The organism is Prevotella pallens (genome assembly GCF_900454935.1).
In the GTDB taxonomy this organism is placed as follows: domain Bacteria; phylum Bacteroidota; class Bacteroidia; order Bacteroidales; family Bacteroidaceae; genus Prevotella; species Prevotella pallens.
In genome coordinates, this window is sequence record NZ_UGTP01000001.1 from 1,594,212 (window position 1) to 1,610,077 (window position 15,866).

16 protein-coding genes are annotated in these 15,866 nt (G+C 36.3%); 2 read left to right on the top strand and 14 right to left on the bottom strand.

Features of this window, described 5'->3' with window-relative positions; genetic code table 11:
• Positions 1 to 426: 426 nt before the first annotated feature.
• The 14 genes from DX009_RS06750 to DX009_RS06815 all read right to left on the bottom strand — a co-directional run bounded on the left by DX009_RS06750 (position 427) and on the right by DX009_RS06815 (position 11,836).
• Complete coding sequence (locus DX009_RS06750) at positions 427 to 819, bottom strand: PqqD family protein (protein WP_006044598.1); 393 nt, start codon at positions 817 to 819, stop codon at positions 427 to 429.
• A 28-nt stretch (positions 820 to 847) separates the two neighbouring features.
• A complete protein-coding gene (locus DX009_RS06755; protein ID WP_006044597.1) occupies positions 848 to 1,333 on the bottom strand; it encodes a S24/S26 family peptidase in 486 nt (161 codons plus the stop codon).
• The gene (locus DX009_RS06760; RefSeq protein WP_006044596.1) at positions 1,333 to 2,223 is read right to left on the bottom strand and encodes a hypothetical protein; all 891 of its coding nucleotides are present in this window, start codon (positions 2,221 to 2,223) and stop codon (positions 1,333 to 1,335) included. Before DX009_RS06760 ends, DX009_RS06755 begins: the two co-directional genes overlap by 1 nt.
• A 4-nt stretch (positions 2,224 to 2,227) precedes the next feature.
• On the bottom strand, positions 2,228 to 2,704 hold the full coding sequence (locus DX009_RS06765; RefSeq protein WP_006044595.1) for a hypothetical protein: 477 nt from the start codon (positions 2,702 to 2,704) through the stop codon (positions 2,228 to 2,230).
• An 8-nt stretch (positions 2,705 to 2,712) separates the two neighbouring features.
• Positions 2,713 to 3,576 (bottom strand): sigma-70 family RNA polymerase sigma factor, encoded by an 864-nt coding sequence (locus DX009_RS06770; protein ID WP_006044594.1) that lies wholly within the window; start codon positions 3,574 to 3,576, stop codon positions 2,713 to 2,715.
• 162 nt (positions 3,577 to 3,738) lie between these two features.
• Positions 3,739 to 4,236, bottom strand: coding sequence for a gliding motility lipoprotein GldH (locus DX009_RS06775; RefSeq protein WP_115083465.1), 498 nt, complete (start codon positions 4,234 to 4,236; stop codon positions 3,739 to 3,741).
• Positions 4,229 to 5,503 carry a PSP1 domain-containing protein gene (locus DX009_RS06780; RefSeq protein WP_115083466.1) on the bottom strand — a complete coding sequence of 425 codons (1,275 nt, stop codon included), beginning with the start codon at positions 5,501 to 5,503 and terminating at the stop codon, positions 4,229 to 4,231. Before DX009_RS06780 ends, DX009_RS06775 begins: the two co-directional genes overlap by 8 nt.
• An 85-nt stretch (positions 5,504 to 5,588) precedes the next feature.
• Entirely contained in the window at positions 5,589 to 6,713 is a 1,125-nt protein-coding gene (locus tag DX009_RS06785) for a DNA polymerase III subunit (protein ID WP_115083467.1), read from the bottom strand.
• Positions 6,714 to 7,471: 758 nt separating this feature from the next.
• Positions 7,472 to 7,897 (bottom strand): 2-amino-4-hydroxy-6-hydroxymethyldihydropteridine diphosphokinase, encoded by a 426-nt coding sequence (folK, locus tag DX009_RS06790; RefSeq protein WP_006044590.1) that lies wholly within the window; start codon positions 7,895 to 7,897, stop codon positions 7,472 to 7,474.
• An 18-nt stretch (positions 7,898 to 7,915) separates the two neighbouring features.
• Complete coding sequence (gene queA, locus DX009_RS06795) at positions 7,916 to 9,103, bottom strand: tRNA preQ1(34) S-adenosylmethionine ribosyltransferase-isomerase QueA (RefSeq protein ID WP_006044589.1); 1,188 nt, start codon at positions 9,101 to 9,103, stop codon at positions 7,916 to 7,918.
• On the bottom strand, positions 9,100 to 9,807 hold the full coding sequence (truB, locus tag DX009_RS06800; RefSeq protein ID WP_115083468.1) for a tRNA pseudouridine(55) synthase TruB: 708 nt from the start codon (positions 9,805 to 9,807) through the stop codon (positions 9,100 to 9,102). Before truB ends, queA begins: the two co-directional genes overlap by 4 nt.
• 26 nt (positions 9,808 to 9,833) lie before the next feature.
• Positions 9,834 to 10,649, bottom strand: coding sequence for an undecaprenyl-diphosphate phosphatase (locus DX009_RS06805; protein ID WP_115083469.1), 816 nt, complete (start codon positions 10,647 to 10,649; stop codon positions 9,834 to 9,836).
• Entirely contained in the window at positions 10,649 to 10,891 is a 243-nt protein-coding gene (locus DX009_RS06810) for a DUF3098 domain-containing protein (RefSeq protein WP_006044586.1), read from the bottom strand. The genes DX009_RS06805 and DX009_RS06810 overlap by 1 nt, the downstream gene beginning before the upstream one ends.
• 66 nt (positions 10,892 to 10,957) lie before the next feature.
• The gene (locus DX009_RS06815; protein WP_115083830.1) at positions 10,958 to 11,836 is read right to left on the bottom strand and encodes a cell division protein FtsX; all 879 of its coding nucleotides are present in this window, start codon (positions 11,834 to 11,836) and stop codon (positions 10,958 to 10,960) included.
• Positions 11,837 to 12,006: 170 nt separating this feature from the next.
• On the opposite strand from DX009_RS06815, the gene DX009_RS06820 reads away from it, so the two are divergent.
• Positions 12,007 to 12,789 carry a radical SAM protein gene (locus DX009_RS06820; RefSeq protein ID WP_115083470.1) on the top strand — a complete coding sequence of 261 codons (783 nt, stop codon included), beginning with the start codon at positions 12,007 to 12,009 and terminating at the stop codon, positions 12,787 to 12,789.
• A gap of 667 nt (positions 12,790 to 13,456) precedes the next feature.
• Positions 13,457 to 15,763, top strand: coding sequence for a TonB-dependent receptor domain-containing protein (locus tag DX009_RS06825; protein WP_115083471.1), 2,307 nt, complete (start codon positions 13,457 to 13,459; stop codon positions 15,761 to 15,763).
• The last annotated feature ends 103 nt before the right edge of the window (positions 15,764 to 15,866 follow it).

Sequence of the window (15,866 nt, forward strand, 5' to 3'; positions counted from 1 at the left end):
TTACATCCAAAAAACTATACAAATAAATGTCGTTAGGAATGAAAAAGTATAAACTTTTCGTCCTATTTATTTCTATTTTTTATCTATGCGTATGGTAGAACGCATTGCGTGTGAGATTTCGGTAAAGAAAAATAATATTAAAAAAGCCTATTGTATAGCACAATATGCCAACAGAAATAGATAATTTGTACGAAAAGAAGGAAAGGAACCAGAAGAGGACCAGATAAATGGTTGCGAAACACCACACGACCATAGAAATAGGAAGAAAAATAAGTGGGTATATTCAAATATGAACACACCCACCAACATATAGAATATCTTAATATAAGATAATAGTAAGTTTCGCAACACGTAACATTCTGTTATCTATTTGCTTGCTGTACGAAATATGAGTATACTGTGAAAATCAGTAATAATGGAAGCAATTTATTTGAAAAGCTTTTTAAAGAAGCCTTTCCTTTCTTTTTTCTCTTCTTTTACAGCAGGCTTTGTTGATTCTTTGGGAGATATTTCGTTATTCGTTTTTTCTTTAAGCACAGGAATATCATCTCCTTCAAGAATACCAGCAATTCCCCACTGTGCTGTTAGTTTCAGTATATCAGAAGTGGCAGTAGCCTCGTCTACTTCATATTCATCTGTCAAAATTTTCACTAAATCAGCTACTGTAAAATTATCCAACTTCTGCGCTTCACGCCAAAGAAAGGCAGAACTTTCGTTCATCGATATAATATTACTGAAGTCTATATTCTCTTCTCCTTCGGCTACAATAATGTTTTCGCCACATACTTGCCGTAAGTTAAACCCTACTTTTGTTTTCATTTATTACTGTTTTATTGAATTATTTTACTTAAATGACTCCGAAGATGGGGATCCATATTCGTCTATATATTCCTAAAAGATAACGCCGTATGGGATAAAGGCGTGTCCATACAAAACTATAAAGTCGCCATTTTCTGCCATCGGTACGATCTAATGTGTTTCTTCCCTTTCTATAAAAACCTATAACAGCTCCCACAACATTAGACTTTAAACAATGTTCTGTGGATAAATTACCATCGCCTAACAGTGTAACCTTTTCGCCATCAATATGTATAATTCGGTGGAGTACATAGTGTTGTGGAGCAATTTCTGCTAAAACTGGGTCTCCAACGGTTATAGTTGATGGTTTTATAAAAAGAGCTTTATCGCGACCATCTTCTAAAAATGGGCGCATAGAATAGCCTTTCAGTGTAAGAGTAACTGTATGCCCTTCGTTCAGCATCTTTACAATTTCTGGTAAAAACACTGCATTCTCGAATTGTATTTTAGCTGTCTCAGTAGTTCTTGTGGACATTATAAACCTTTACTAATGGTTGCATAACACACTTCTGCCGCCTCTTTATTTGGTAAACAATGCAAGGTATAGATATTTGTTGTTTCTACCAGCTTAGTTATAATGTCGCAAACGGCATTGTAAATATCAGTATCCCACTTCATACTTGAGCACGATGGGAGTAATGAGGCGAAAGCCTGAATAGGTGGAAGCTTTTCAACCGAATTGGTAGAAGCTCTATCTATACGTGTTATTGCACCTAACTTTGCTTTCACATTTCTATAACATGGTGTTTTACCACTCCACGGACTTCCGAATATCCAAAATTCATTATCAATAAAACGAACAATAGGATTATCATCGTTCATAAGATCGGAACCTGCTATATATCGTAACCACATACTAACTTGAGTAGATTTACCTGTCCCACTTTTTGCTATAAATGCATATCCATAATTATTGTTACGCACTAGCGAAGCGTGAATAAGTAAGGTTTGCTTATGCGCGCCTGCAAAAGCAAAAATTAGCATAAGCGCATTATTTAACCCAAAGCTACGCATATTATAATTTCCATTCAGTGCACATGAACAGTTAGTAAAGTCTTTATTAGTGATTAACAAACAGCATTCTGCACCTGTTATATCTTTTATAATATACTGATATCCTCCATCTTCCAGTTTATCAACAACAGTATCGCCATTTCCTGTATCAAAATTTCGAATGGTTCTTCGTTGTTCCTTAGATATAGGTCTAATACTATCATCTACAGTTAGCTGAAAAAACAAGTCGTTGTTAGATACCTCTGCACTGAAAGGAAGAAACGACGGCAATAATTTAATATTATTTTTTTCGCTTTCAGCAAAGGCAATACGTATACTTAGTTCAGCAACTCTAAAGTTATGTACTTGCATCTAGTTATGGCTTTTCTACTTTTTCCTCTGTTTCGTCTTGTCGCTGTATCAGTTCTTTCCTTAATTCATCTGGTAAAACTGTTTTAAATTTGAATTGTGATGATGGGATTGCATTTACAATATACTTTTGTTTTGCCTTTTTTGTATATCGCTCTTGCAACTTTATATACTTCTTCATAGCTTCTTTCTCGGTAAATGCATAAATCACAATACACGTAGGATTGCTATTAAGCTGTCGGCTCTCAATATAATAGCGCAACTGATAAGAATATTCATCACGGTTTATCAAAAAGTGTGTGTGATTATTTTCAACGAAAGCATCTACTGCTTGTATATCAGTGAAGTTTACAGTAGAATCGTTGAATGATTCTGATAAGCCAAACATATAAACCTTTGCAGCCTTGTAATCTTCTTTTGCTGTTATAGTTGTTGTAAAACTAAATAGCATTAAAGTTATAAAAACAAATTTACAGTATTTCATATTTCTTTTTATTTTCCTAAATATCCTTTTAAAGAATTGCCTATTGCATTGCAACGTAGACGTCTAATTGCTTTCTCTTTTAACTGACGAACACGTTCGCGCGTTAGGCCTGTTTGTGCACCAATCTCTTCGAGAGACATTTCTCTTTGGTTTATTCCAAAATATCCTCTAAGAATAATCTGTTCACGCTCTGGAAGAGCCACTAATGCTCGTTCTATTTCTTTCTTTAACCCAGCTTCTAATAATTCTGCATCTGCATCTGGAGAATTTTTATTTGGTAAGACATCAAGCAAACTTCCATCATCGCTTGTAGAAATTGGAGCGTCCATAGATATTTTCTTTGTTATCATAGACATTATTTCTACTATCCTTTCCTTAGGCAGGTCTATTTGTTCTGCCATTTCATCTACGCTGGGTAATCGTTGATGCGTTTGTTCGAATTGTTGTACTACCTTTCGCAGCTTATGTATTATTCCCATTTGGTTTATTGGAACACGAACTAGTCTGCTTTGCTCTGAAATGGCTTGCATTATACTTTGCCTTATCCACCATACTGCATACGAGATAAACTTAAACCCTCTTGTCTCATCATATTTCTTCGCTGCTTTTATTAGTCCGAGATTTCCTTCGTTGATTAAATCAGGAAGCGATAAGCCTTGATTTTGATACTGTTTTGCAACAGATACCACAAAGCGTAAGTTAGCTTTCGTTAGTTTTTCGAGTGCTTTTACATCGCCCTGTTTTATCTTTCGTGCTAATTCTATCTCTTCTTCTACACTTATAAGACCCTCATGACTTATATCTTGAAGGTATTTTTCAAGTGCTGTACTTTCGCGATTTGTAATCGACTGAGTGATTTTCAGTTGTCTCATCTATAAGGTGGATTGACATTAGGTATGGCAAATGTACATAAAAACAACGAGTTAGACAAAGAAATATAGAATAATCTATGTTTTTTTCGTTTTTTATAGTACTCTCCCTATTGCTTTCCTTTTTACCTAACGGATTATCTACACTTATGAACTCCTTTTTATTTATTTTCGTTTAAGAATTTGTATTCCTATATCGCTTATTCCTGGAAGCAATTCTTTGCTCATAATGTGATAGACAGAGACTTTTAGTGAGTCGTTGCGTTGTAATGGAAATATTCCTATGCGCTGTTCGATTGCACTTGTTGTTATGCCTCGTTTTCCTACCAATCGTCCTTCATTATCAATAACGTTGCACACAACTGTATCTTGATAACTTTGACTTGTTTGCTTTTTGTGTTGCGTACGTATAACTGTACGTTCCACTATAAGTGTAATGCTCTTATATGGATAATTTTGAAATACTCTCATTCCCAAATCCATATTGTATATTCCCTCTTCCTGACGTGGAACATTAAAGGTTACAGTGTCTGTGCGTCCCCACCCATCAATAGATAGAGATTGATACTTATCGTATACACGTGAATCATTGCATGCTACCAATGCTAGTACAATGATAACAAACATTGCTAGGTTTGAAAAGGAAAACTGCTTCCTATTCATTTTTATTCTCGTTTATTGATTTCGGTTGCTGATTTCTTTGTTGTGTTGGCTGCTTATTAGGCTTTCCACTCCGTCGCTGACGTGGCTGTACTTTTTGTTCGTTTGTATCTACCAATTGCTGGCTTCGTTCTTGATGACGTGGTTGCACATTTCGCTTACTATTCCGGCGATTATTTTTCTTGTTTGTTTTTTCTTTATCAAAGCGACTCAAATCTGCTTCTGCCAACAAGTCAATAGGCTTTTTAACTGGCTTAACTTGTCCGTTATGCAATAACGAAAGCGGCTTTTCTCCCTGGCGATTCATTTCTATAATCTCTTTTGCTCGCTCTGCAGAAATAGTTTCCAAATTTACTGCTAAGTTTTTATCGGTAGAATACGTACAAAGACCGTTGAGAATATCTGTCTTAAACAAGAAATACTCTGCGTCCATAGTATGTAAATGAATATCTTTCCCTGGAAGTTTTCTACTTGCTTCCATATAGTCATCTACTTCATAGTTTAGACAGCATTTCAATTTAGCACACATACCTGCCAATTTGGTGGGATTTAATGATATATCTTGACAGCGTGCAGCATTTGTTGAAACGCTTGAAAAACTCTTCATCCACGTAGCACAACAAAGTTCCCTACCACAAGGACCTGTTCCACCAATACGACCAGCTTCCTGTCGAGCGCCTATTTGCTTCATTTCAATACGGACGTGGAAAGCCGCAGCAAGATCCTTTATAAGCTGTCGAAAATCTACTCGTTCGTCTGCTATATAATAGAATATTGCTTTGTTTCCATCGCCTTGATACTCTACATCGCCTATTTTCATTTGCAGATTCAATGCTTTTGCTATCTGCCTACTTTCAATCATTGTGCTGTGTTCCTTTGCTTTGGCCTCCTTATATTTTTCCATATCTGCCTCTCGTGCAATTCTGTACACACGTTTAATATCGTCTGGCGACTTAATACCACAAGCTTTTTTAAGTTGTAACTTCACTAATTTGCCTGTAAGTGTAACAACACCAATATCGTGTCCAGGATTTGCTTCTACAGCTACAATGTCTCCTTTATTCAGTTCTATGTTATTTACATTATGGTAATACCCCTTACGTGTATTTTTAAACTGTACTTCTACGAGATCCGTAGTATTTATATTCCCTGGAACGTCTTCTAACCAGTCGTATGTATTCAACTGTTTGTCTGAACGTCCACAGCCACGATGGCACAGGCCACGATCGCAACCTGTCCACATCTTAAATTTCATATCTTTATAATCCATTATTTAATTCTGAGACCTTGCTCTTCTGAGATTTCATTTTTACTGTCTCTCGCAAGGGTATATATTGTTTGTAATGTGCAAATAATTATTTTCTTAAAAGCAGAACTATTAGTTTCAGAGTCATATCGTAGAATACTATTTTCCCATTAGCATTCTGTCCTATAGCTTTGTAACATTTCTGAAATAGTTCATTTATCTCTATTACATTTTTCTCGTTTATGAAGCGTGAGAACTTTTTAGCAAATTCTTCTTCTTCTAACGACATATAGATAAGCTCTGGATTGCGAAAATTAAACATAAAGTTCTCTCTAACTTGTTGTTGAAAGTAGACCAACATACGTCTTTGTTTCTCTCTACCAAATGCACATACAGTTTCGCTCCATTGCTTTAATGCCTTTATATCACGTGCATAACATGCTCGCATAAGCTGTTGAAAGAGTTGTAGAAATTCTTCGGTTTCTTTATTACTCCTCAATTCATAAATTGCATTCAACCAGCTTCCCCTGGCACGTCTTGCTATACGGTGTGCAACATCTATGTCTAATCCACGTTGAGCTACCAATGCTTTCTCTATAGCCTCGTCTTCTATACGTTTAACATCTATTCGCTGTGTCCTACTAATTATAGTTTCTAATAGTTTCTCTGGTTCTTCGCTCACCATTAAGAATATGGTACCCTCAGTAGGTTCTTCCAATACCTTTAGAATTTTATTTGCTGAGGTTAAATTCATTCGTTCAGGTAGCCATATTATGGAAACTTTGTATCCACCCTGACTCGATTTCAAAGAAAGTTGTCTTGAAATATTATCGCTCTCAGCCGCTGTTATAATGGCTTGTTGAGTTGTTGCTCCCATTTCATTCATCCATTTAGAAATATCGAAATAGGTCCCTTCTTCCATTATCATTTTATGCCATTCTTTTGCAAAATCATTACTTGTAGGCTGGTGATCTGAGCTTGTATTTGGTAATTTTATCGTAGGATAGGTAAAATGCAGATCAGGGTGTTCCCATCTCTTCAGCATAGATTTTGCTTTTTCAGGCGAAGTCGAAGAAGTTTCAAGCAAATAGCTTGCAAAACTCATAGCCAAAGCCATTTTGCCTGAGCCATAAGGTCCACAAAAGAGCAAAGCATGCGGAACGTGCTTATCTTTTGCCATTTTCAGCAATCGCTGCTTTGTTTCTTCTTGTCCTATAACTTCCGAAAAATCCATCTCTACATTTATACTACTATAGAATATTGCTATATCCTAAAGCCTTTACTATTCTTCTTTTTTATCTTTAAGTTGCAAAGTTAATAAATAAAAGCGAATAATAAATGAAAAAATAAAGTATTCGGCAAAGGTTATTAATATGTGAGGGCTATTTTTCAAAATAGTTGTTTTAATTTACGTTTACTGAATAAATACGACTATTTGTTCATAAGTATATTATGTGTTTTATATTGCTTATTTGTGTAAAATCATTCAAATATAATACAGAGAAAATAAACCATTTACTTACAAGCATAAGGAGCGTGATAGACTATGCTCTTACAGAGGCAACAATAGCATAAGAGCACAAGGATTTGGATACTACCTTCCACAGAAAACTAACTAAATATTTAGAACAATATTACAATGAAAAAGTTATAGATTGTGTGAGTGAAAAAAGACAGATATCTAATTCTATCAAGATAGATATCTAAAACGAAACTTACAGATATCTAAAACGAAACTTACAGATATCTAATTTTGTCGAGACAGATATCTATTCCTATCTAGGTTAATAAATAAGCTTAAATTATCTACCTATAGAAAGGCTGCTAAAATAATGATATCCATCTGAATATCAACAAAAAACAACAAATATTATGTACTATAGAAATAAAATTGTATTTTTCTTATTGGTACAAATCAAAAGAGTGCTTTCGTGTGTAATATTAGACATATATCAACGTTCTGTTTCTAAACGAGAAACGAGAACTTGTTTACTACATTATTTCTTTTAGAGGAATCATAACGAAGTCGCGCTCCTTCATTAATGGGTGAGGCACTTTAAGATCTGAATCATCTATATTCAGGTCATCAATCATCAAGATATCAATATCAATAATACGGTCGTGATATTGATGATTAACAGTTTTATGGCAACGCCCCATATCCTTTTCTATAGCTTGTGTGGTTTTCAAGATCTGGTGTGGACTGTATTGTGTGTTCACACATATACAAGCATTTAGAAATTTATTATGACTTGTGAATCCCCACGGTTCAGTTTCTAAAAATGAAGATTGTCGAACCACTTCCCCCACTCTTTTTTGAATAAGGGAAATGGCTTCGTTTAATATAGCCTTACGGTTACCAAGGTTAGAACCTAACCCCAGATACACCTTATGGCTTTCATTATCTATAGGTTTCAAAAAATGTGAAATAAGAATTTAATCGTTTAAGATGAGCAACGCATCTCCAAAGCAACCGAATTTATATCCTGCCTTAACTGCTTTATCGTAAGCTTCCATAACAAGATCATATCCTCCAAATGCAGCAGTCTCCATTAACAAAGTAGAATATGGGTGATAGAAGTTTACAAGCATAGAGTCTGCTAATCCAAAGTCGTAAGGTGGGAAGATAAACTTATTAGTCCAGCCCTCATACTCTTTCAACATACCATCAGTTCCCACAGCAGTCTCTGTTGCCTTAACCACACTTGCTCCAACAGCACAAACATGGTGTCCAGCCTGCTTTGTTTCGTTCACTATTTTACAGGCTTCAGCAGATATATGCATTTCTTCAGAATCCATCTTGTGCTTCGTAAGATCTTCTACCTCTATGTCGTGGAAGTTACCTAATCCACAATGCAAAGTAATATAAGCTGCATGAATACCTTTTATCTCTAACATTTTCATAAGATGCTCAGAGAAATGGAGATTTGTTCCTGGAGCAGTTACAGCCCCTTCGTACTTGGCAAATACTGTTTGGAAATTCTCTAAGTCGTCTGCATCGGCATGAGCAAAGTCTTCGCCAGCATTCTTCGGACGGTTATCTATTATGTATCGAGGCAGTGGAGCTTCGCCTAATGCATAAAGCTCACGTTTAAATTCTTCATGCGAACAGTCATAAAGGAAGCGAAGTGTACGTCCACGCGATGTTGTGTTATCAATCACTTCAGCAACCATAGAGCCTGATTCATCAAAGAAGAGTTTATTTCCGATACGTATCTTACGTGCAGGTTCTACCAAAACGTCCCACAAACGCATTTCTTGGTTTAACTCTCTCAACAGAAATACCTCTATCTTTGCATCGGTTTTCTCTTTTGTTCCATAAAGTCGAGCAGGGAAAACCTTTGTATCATTGAATATAAAAGTATCGCCTTCATCAAAATAATTCACTACATCTTTAAAACGGATATAGTCTTCTTCTGTAGGTTCTTTCCCATCTATATCTTTGTTATACATATCAATCGTTCCTGATTTCTTATGCACAACCATTAAGCGGGCTTCGTCTCTACGTGTTACTTTGAATACTTGACTTGTTCCATCGGCACGGTTTAACACTCGCTCTGATGAATGCGGATACAAAGCAACTTGCTCTTCTGGCAAGTTAAATTTAAATTGCGAAAGCTTCATTTATCTACTATTTCTATATTCTGTTGGTTCAACCATTCATTAAAATGGTCGTAATTTATACATTCTTCTACTTTTATATTACCTATACGAGTACGTCGGAGTGCAACAAGATAAGCACCGCTATTAATAGCACGCCCTAAATCGCGTGCTAATGCACGTATGTAGGTTCCTTTACCACAAACAACTCGCAATGTGAGTTGCATTCTATCGGCATCGAAGTGGGTAATTTCTATTTCATCAATCCTTATATTCTTAGGCTTCAGAACAATATCTTCACCATTTCTACGATAATCAAAAGCTCGTTGTCCATTCACTTTCACTGCACTATAAGTGGGTGGCACTTGTTCTATATCGCCAATAAATTGCTGCAATGCTGTTTCTATCAATTCTCTCGTGATATGTTCTGTGGGGAAAGTCTCGTTTTCCTCGTGCTCCATATCGTAACTTGGTGTAGTTGCGCCCAACTGTATTGTGGCTACATACTCTTTGGTATGTGTTTGCAATTTCTCTATTTGCTTAGTCATTTTACCAGTTGCAAGAATGAGAACACCTGTTGCTAATGGATCGAGCGTACCTGCATGACCAATTTTCACACGTCCTCCTTGCATTTTAGAGCAAAGATAACGTACGTGTGCTAATGCTTTAAAACTCGTTATTCCATACGGTTTATCAATAGGAATAATTACACCTTCTTTGAAATTCATACGTTTCTGACCGAAGCGTTTAAACGTTAATCAACCATATTTAGAGAGACTCTAGAAAGCAACATCACCAAAAGAATTATACCTACAATGATGCGATACCAGCCAAAAGCTTTAAAACCATATTTTGTAAGAACGTTTACAAACCACTTCATTGCAAATATGGCTACCACAAAAGATACTACACAACCAATACCTAATAAGAAAAGGTTGTTGCTTGTAGCCCAGTCTACGTTTTCGTTCATCATATCGTGTACATCAAGAATAGTTGCTCCTGCCATAGTAGGCACAGCAAGGAAGAACGAGAATTCTGCTGCTTTCTTGCGCGTAAGCTTGTTTGCCATACCACCTACAATGGTAGACATAGAGCGACTCATACCTGGAATTAGCGAAAGACACTGGAACAAACCTATAAGGAATGCACGTTTAGGGGTTACTCCGTTTTCTTCTTTTCCCTTATTGAATATATTATCGCAGAAAAGCATAAATATACCGCCCACCACCAGTGTTATTGCTACCACCCAAATAGAATCTAACAACCAATCGAGCAAGCCGCTCCTCTTAGCTGCCAAACCTACAACAACTATCGGCAACACACCAATTATAAGCAAGCCATACAGTTTCCACATCTCAGGCTTAAAAGAAAAAAACTTCTTCCAATACAAACAAACAACTGAAAGAATAGCTCCAAACTGAATGATGAAAGTAAAAGCATGAACAAAAGGATTACCCTGCTCTACACCTAATAAATGTTGAGTTATTATCATGTGTCCTGTTGAAGAAACTGGTAAGAACTCTGTTAATCCTTCAACGATAGCGATAATAATTGTTTGAAATAAGTCCATTACGCTTCTGTATCGTCTTTATGTCGTGGTTGATACATTATAGCACCTATAATAGAAATAAATCCAATAAAAGTAACCACTGGGGCTACCTTTATACGCATAGCACTAAAAATTTCTGGGTCGTACTTTGTTTCTGTAGAACCACTACCACTCATTAATATAAAACCTATGATAACAATAGCTACACTAATAGCTAACATTATAAAATTGATTTTACCAAAAGCTAAATTCTTTTTATCCATTCTATTACAACTTGTGAAACGCTATCTAATTATAAACAGATAACGAAATGAAAAATACATTTCTCCTTAAATTTTATACAATGAACTTGCCTTCATTCGCAAGAACTTGTTCACAGAAAGCCATGAACATAAGAATGTTATAAGTATACCAAAAGCCATCATTATAATAGCTGTAGTTACCATAACATTCATATTCAGAACCACAGCTATCTCTGGGTCGTTATTATACAATAGGTACATACATATACCAAGTATAATTATGGCAATCAATGCAGACACAAAGCCTTGTAACACCGCTCTTCGCAAAAATGGCATACGTATGAAATTCCACGATGCTCCTACCAATTTCATTGTATGTATGGTAAATCGTCGAGAATACATACTCAAACGAATTGTATTATTTATCAAGGCGAATGAAACTACCGTCAGTAGGGCAGCTATAATTAATAGCACTATACTGATTTTACCCAATGTTTGATTTACACTCTCCACAAGGTCTTTACGATATCTTATTTCGTAAACTCCTTTAAATGCTTTCAACTGTGTGGCAATGGCTTTTATAGAGTCGTTATTGGCATAATTAGCCTTCAATCTAACTTCTATCTCTGCAGTGAAAGGGTTTTCGCCTGCAAATTCTGCAGGATTAGCTCCTAACTCGCGTGTACCTTCTTTTAGAACTTCTTCTTTAGATATAAAGTTTAGGCTACTTATATAATGCAACCGATCTACACGTTCGCAGAGTGCCGCACTCTCTTCATCGCTCATATCGGGCTGAAGAATCATTGTTATTGTTAGCTTCTCTTTTACGAATTGACTAAGATTACGACCTGTAAACACCGTTAAAACAACCATACCAATTAAAATTAGTACCATTGCAGTGCTTATACAGAGTGTTATTATTTGCAAACTATGAGGCTTTCCTGCCTTTCTATGTCTTTTCACCATTATGAAATTCTTTTGGAATAATATCACAATTAGGTTGCAAAGATACTGCAAAATAAAGTAATACCAAAAGAAATTATATTTTATTTACATGATAATAAAAATTCTGATATACTCATATCCATTTCCAAATAAAAACATTTAACTTTGTCTACCAAACAAAAACAAATGAAATGAGCACTATTATATACGATTCGCCTATTTTCGGTCCGGTGAAAAGTCGTCGACTTGGTATATCGCTTGGTATTAATCTTATGCCGAATGATGGAAAGATATGTACATTCGATTGCATTTATTGTGAATGTGGATTCAATAAAGACTATCGAACAAAGTCGCCTTTCCCTACTCGTGAAGAGGTTGCAGCTAAGCTTGAAGCTAAGCTAAAAACAATGAAAGAAACAAATGAACAACCAGACGTTCTTACTTTTGCTGGAAATGGGGAACCAACTGCTAACCCACAGTTTGCAGAAATAATTGATGATACAATTCGACTACGTAACCAATATTGTCCAAAAGCAAAGGTATCTGTGCTCAGCAACGCAACTTTCATTCACCGAACAAATGTGCATAATGCCCTAATGAAGGTTGATAACAACATTCTAAAACTTGATACTATTGATAATAAATATATAAATAAGGTGGACCGACCTACTTACCCAACTTATCGAGTTAGTAAAATTGTTGAAGAAATGAAAACCTTTAATGGGAGACTTATTGTGCAGACTATGTTCTTAAAGGGGATTTCAACCGACGGAGATGATGTTAACAACGTGAAAGAAGACTTCATAGTTCCATGGCTTGATGCTGTAAAGACCATCGCTCCACGCGAAGTAATGATTTACACTATTGATCGTGAAACACCAGATCCAAATCTTAAGAAGGCAACAAAAAGTGAGCTTGATGCTATTTGCGAACGTGTGAAGGCTATGGGAATACCATGTTCGGCTTCCTATTAAATAAAACGAGGAGATTTTAGCGTTCATTTATCATTTGCTAATAAACAATAAATGAACAACTTTTTCGTTAAATCTACTCGTCTCAGCACCGAAATTACGGGCACTTTCCTGCACTACAACAAAAGTTTTTGCAAATTCTCGCTCTTCTTATGTGCTACTTTAAGCCGCTGAAAAGCAAGCCATTGAGCTCTTATTGGGTAGTACTGTGCAACAAATACAGCTTGTTTGCATGGCAAAACAAGGGTTTTTCGCCCTATTTTGTACACAATTTCAACATCTATATGGTCTAAATAGCTTGCAAAAACGGCTGTTTTACTTTGTAAAAGTGCCGCTTTTGGTCGGTAAGAGCTATACTTTCACAAAGTAAAACAATCTATTTTATAAATTCGTTTCTTTTTTATCGCTTTCTTTTTCTCTATTTCACCCTTTCTGGTTGTGTTAAATTTATTGCGCCATTTACTGGATTTCAGAACAATAAATACGAACTGTCCAAAATGCAAACACTCCGCTTTTGAATCTAGAAACCATCTATTCTGCGATGTTAAGAAACATTGTAAAGTGCTTTTTTTTAATACATTACGGTTTAATAGTAAATTATTTGTTGTTTATTTGGCATTTTAATGAAATATAATTACTTTTGCAACTAACAACTAATGCAACTTATAAGATGAGGAAAAATATCCAAACAACTCTACTACTATTGTTTTTCTTTACATCATTAGATATGATGGCGCAAAGTATTAAAGGAAAAGTTGTAGACACACAAGGTGCGCCCCTTGAATTGGCGAACGTTTGTCTGCTCTCAAAAGCCGACTCTTCGTTTATTAGCGGTGCAGCAAGCAAAGCTGATGGAGTATTTACCATTGAAACAAAAAGTATTGATGGCATTTTGAGAGTTTCGTGTATGGGCTACGAAACAAAATACTCAGACTGCCATTCTGCCGATGCAGGCACCATTATATTAATGCCAAGTAGTAACGAAATGGCTGAAGTTGTAGTGAAAGGCAACAGGCGTCTTTATACAATGAATGCAGGAGGACTTACGTCTACCATACAAGGCAGTGCGTTGGCGAAACTGCCTTCACTCTCCGACGTACTCAACCAGCTGCCTTTCCTTAGTGCTTCGGACAATGCAATCACCGTATTAGGGAAAGGTAAACCGCTTGTTTATCTTGACGGAAGGAAAATAACAAGTAATACGGAACTAGTAGGGTTGAAAGGCAATCAAATAAGAAATGTGCAGGTAATAATGAATCCTGGTAGCCGTTACCCGTCAAATGTGGGAGCAGTGATACGCATTACAACAATTCGTACACAAGGCGATGGTTGGTCGGGGACAATGCAATGGAACGGAAAAGTAAACCATAATTTTGGTCAAAACGACTTTCTCAAGCTCAACTATCGCAAGGGGGCATTTGATATTTTCGGCTCTGTTTATTACCAAGAAAATAAATCAGACGAGGAGCAAACCAACGATGTAGCGTTTAATTATAAAGGGACAACGATTGTATCGCATAATTCAAACAAACAAAATAGCAGGGGTAGGTTTCTTGTTTCGCAGGCTGGTACAAACTATGTATCGCTCGATAACAGCTTTTATGCAGGACTGAAGTATATATATTCTCGCACCATAAAAATCCCCTTTAACCTTTATTCTACGCTAACATCGTCCGACTTGGAAGGCAATCATACATTTAACAGCTATTATTTCCAAAACAATTATGGTGGAAGACATAATGCAACAGCCTATCTTCTGAAGACTTTCAAGAACAAATGGGAGATGGAAACGAATACCACTTATACTCGTATCGACTTTACAACCGATTTGAATACCACCGAAATAGAACACAACAAAACAATAACAGTTGGTAGCAAGAGCTATCGAAAGACAGATATGTTTGCCGAAAACGTAATGTTATCAAAATCAATGCCTATCGGTAAGTTTACATTTGGCGAGGAATACACTTACACCAACAATACACAAGCCTTTGAATTAACCGACCCTGACCACACTTCTTCCTTGACATCGAATGGTAATCAGGCAAAACAAAACTCGTTGGCACTATTCAGTGAGTACAGTAAAGCGTGGAAATATTGGAGTACCAATATTGGATTACGGTACGAGTGGGTAGCTTTCGATTATAGATTGAATGGCGTTAAACAAGATGCACAATCGAAAAAGTACGGCAACTTATTGCCAACGCTTTCTTTAAACTTTTCTAAGAGCAGTTTCGAAACTACTTTATCGCTCCGCTCCATCATTGCACGTCCGTCGTACATGCAGTTAAGAGCCAGCCGAGCTTATAACAATCGCTATGCCTATGAGGGTGGAAATCCGTCCTTGCAGCCTGCAAATATCTACGATTTGGGGTTACTTCTGCGCTATAAAGACTTGGTCTTGAGTTCAAACTACATTATTTATAAAAACGCAATATCGTTTTACGAACAAGTATTAGAAGACAAACCGGTTCGATTAAATTCATTTATAAACATTAACTACCAAAGTTTCAACCTTATGGCATCTTATGCTCCAACATTCGGAATATGGAAACCGTCGGTAACATTACAGGCTTATTTCCAACAGCTTGAATACAATGGTATGAAGTATACAAAACCAATAGCAAAGTATTCTTTCAAGAATTTATTTTCATTTCCAAAGTCTTACACTGCCACATTGAACTTTTCGGGATGTACAGCAGGCAACGACGGACTGCTTTACTATAAACATAACTTCACGACATCAGCATCATTAATCAAGAGTTTCCCTTTCGGCTTGATGGTGGCATTAAGTATAGAGGACATATTCCACACCTCGCGAGAACGTTGGATGGTGAAAACACCAGATATTGAAGCTACCAAATGGTTGAAAGGCGATACACAATCTTTCACCCTAACCCTTCGTTACAGTTTCAATACAGCACGTAGCAAGTATAAAGGAAAGGGTGCAGGCAACAGCGAAATCAACCGTTTGTAGGAATAAAAAGGAAAGAAAACTACAGTATTGGCAGTTTTATGCAATTCCGAAAGAAATGTTTCTTTTGGAATTAAATATGCTTTGGTTTGTGCAAATGCTAAGC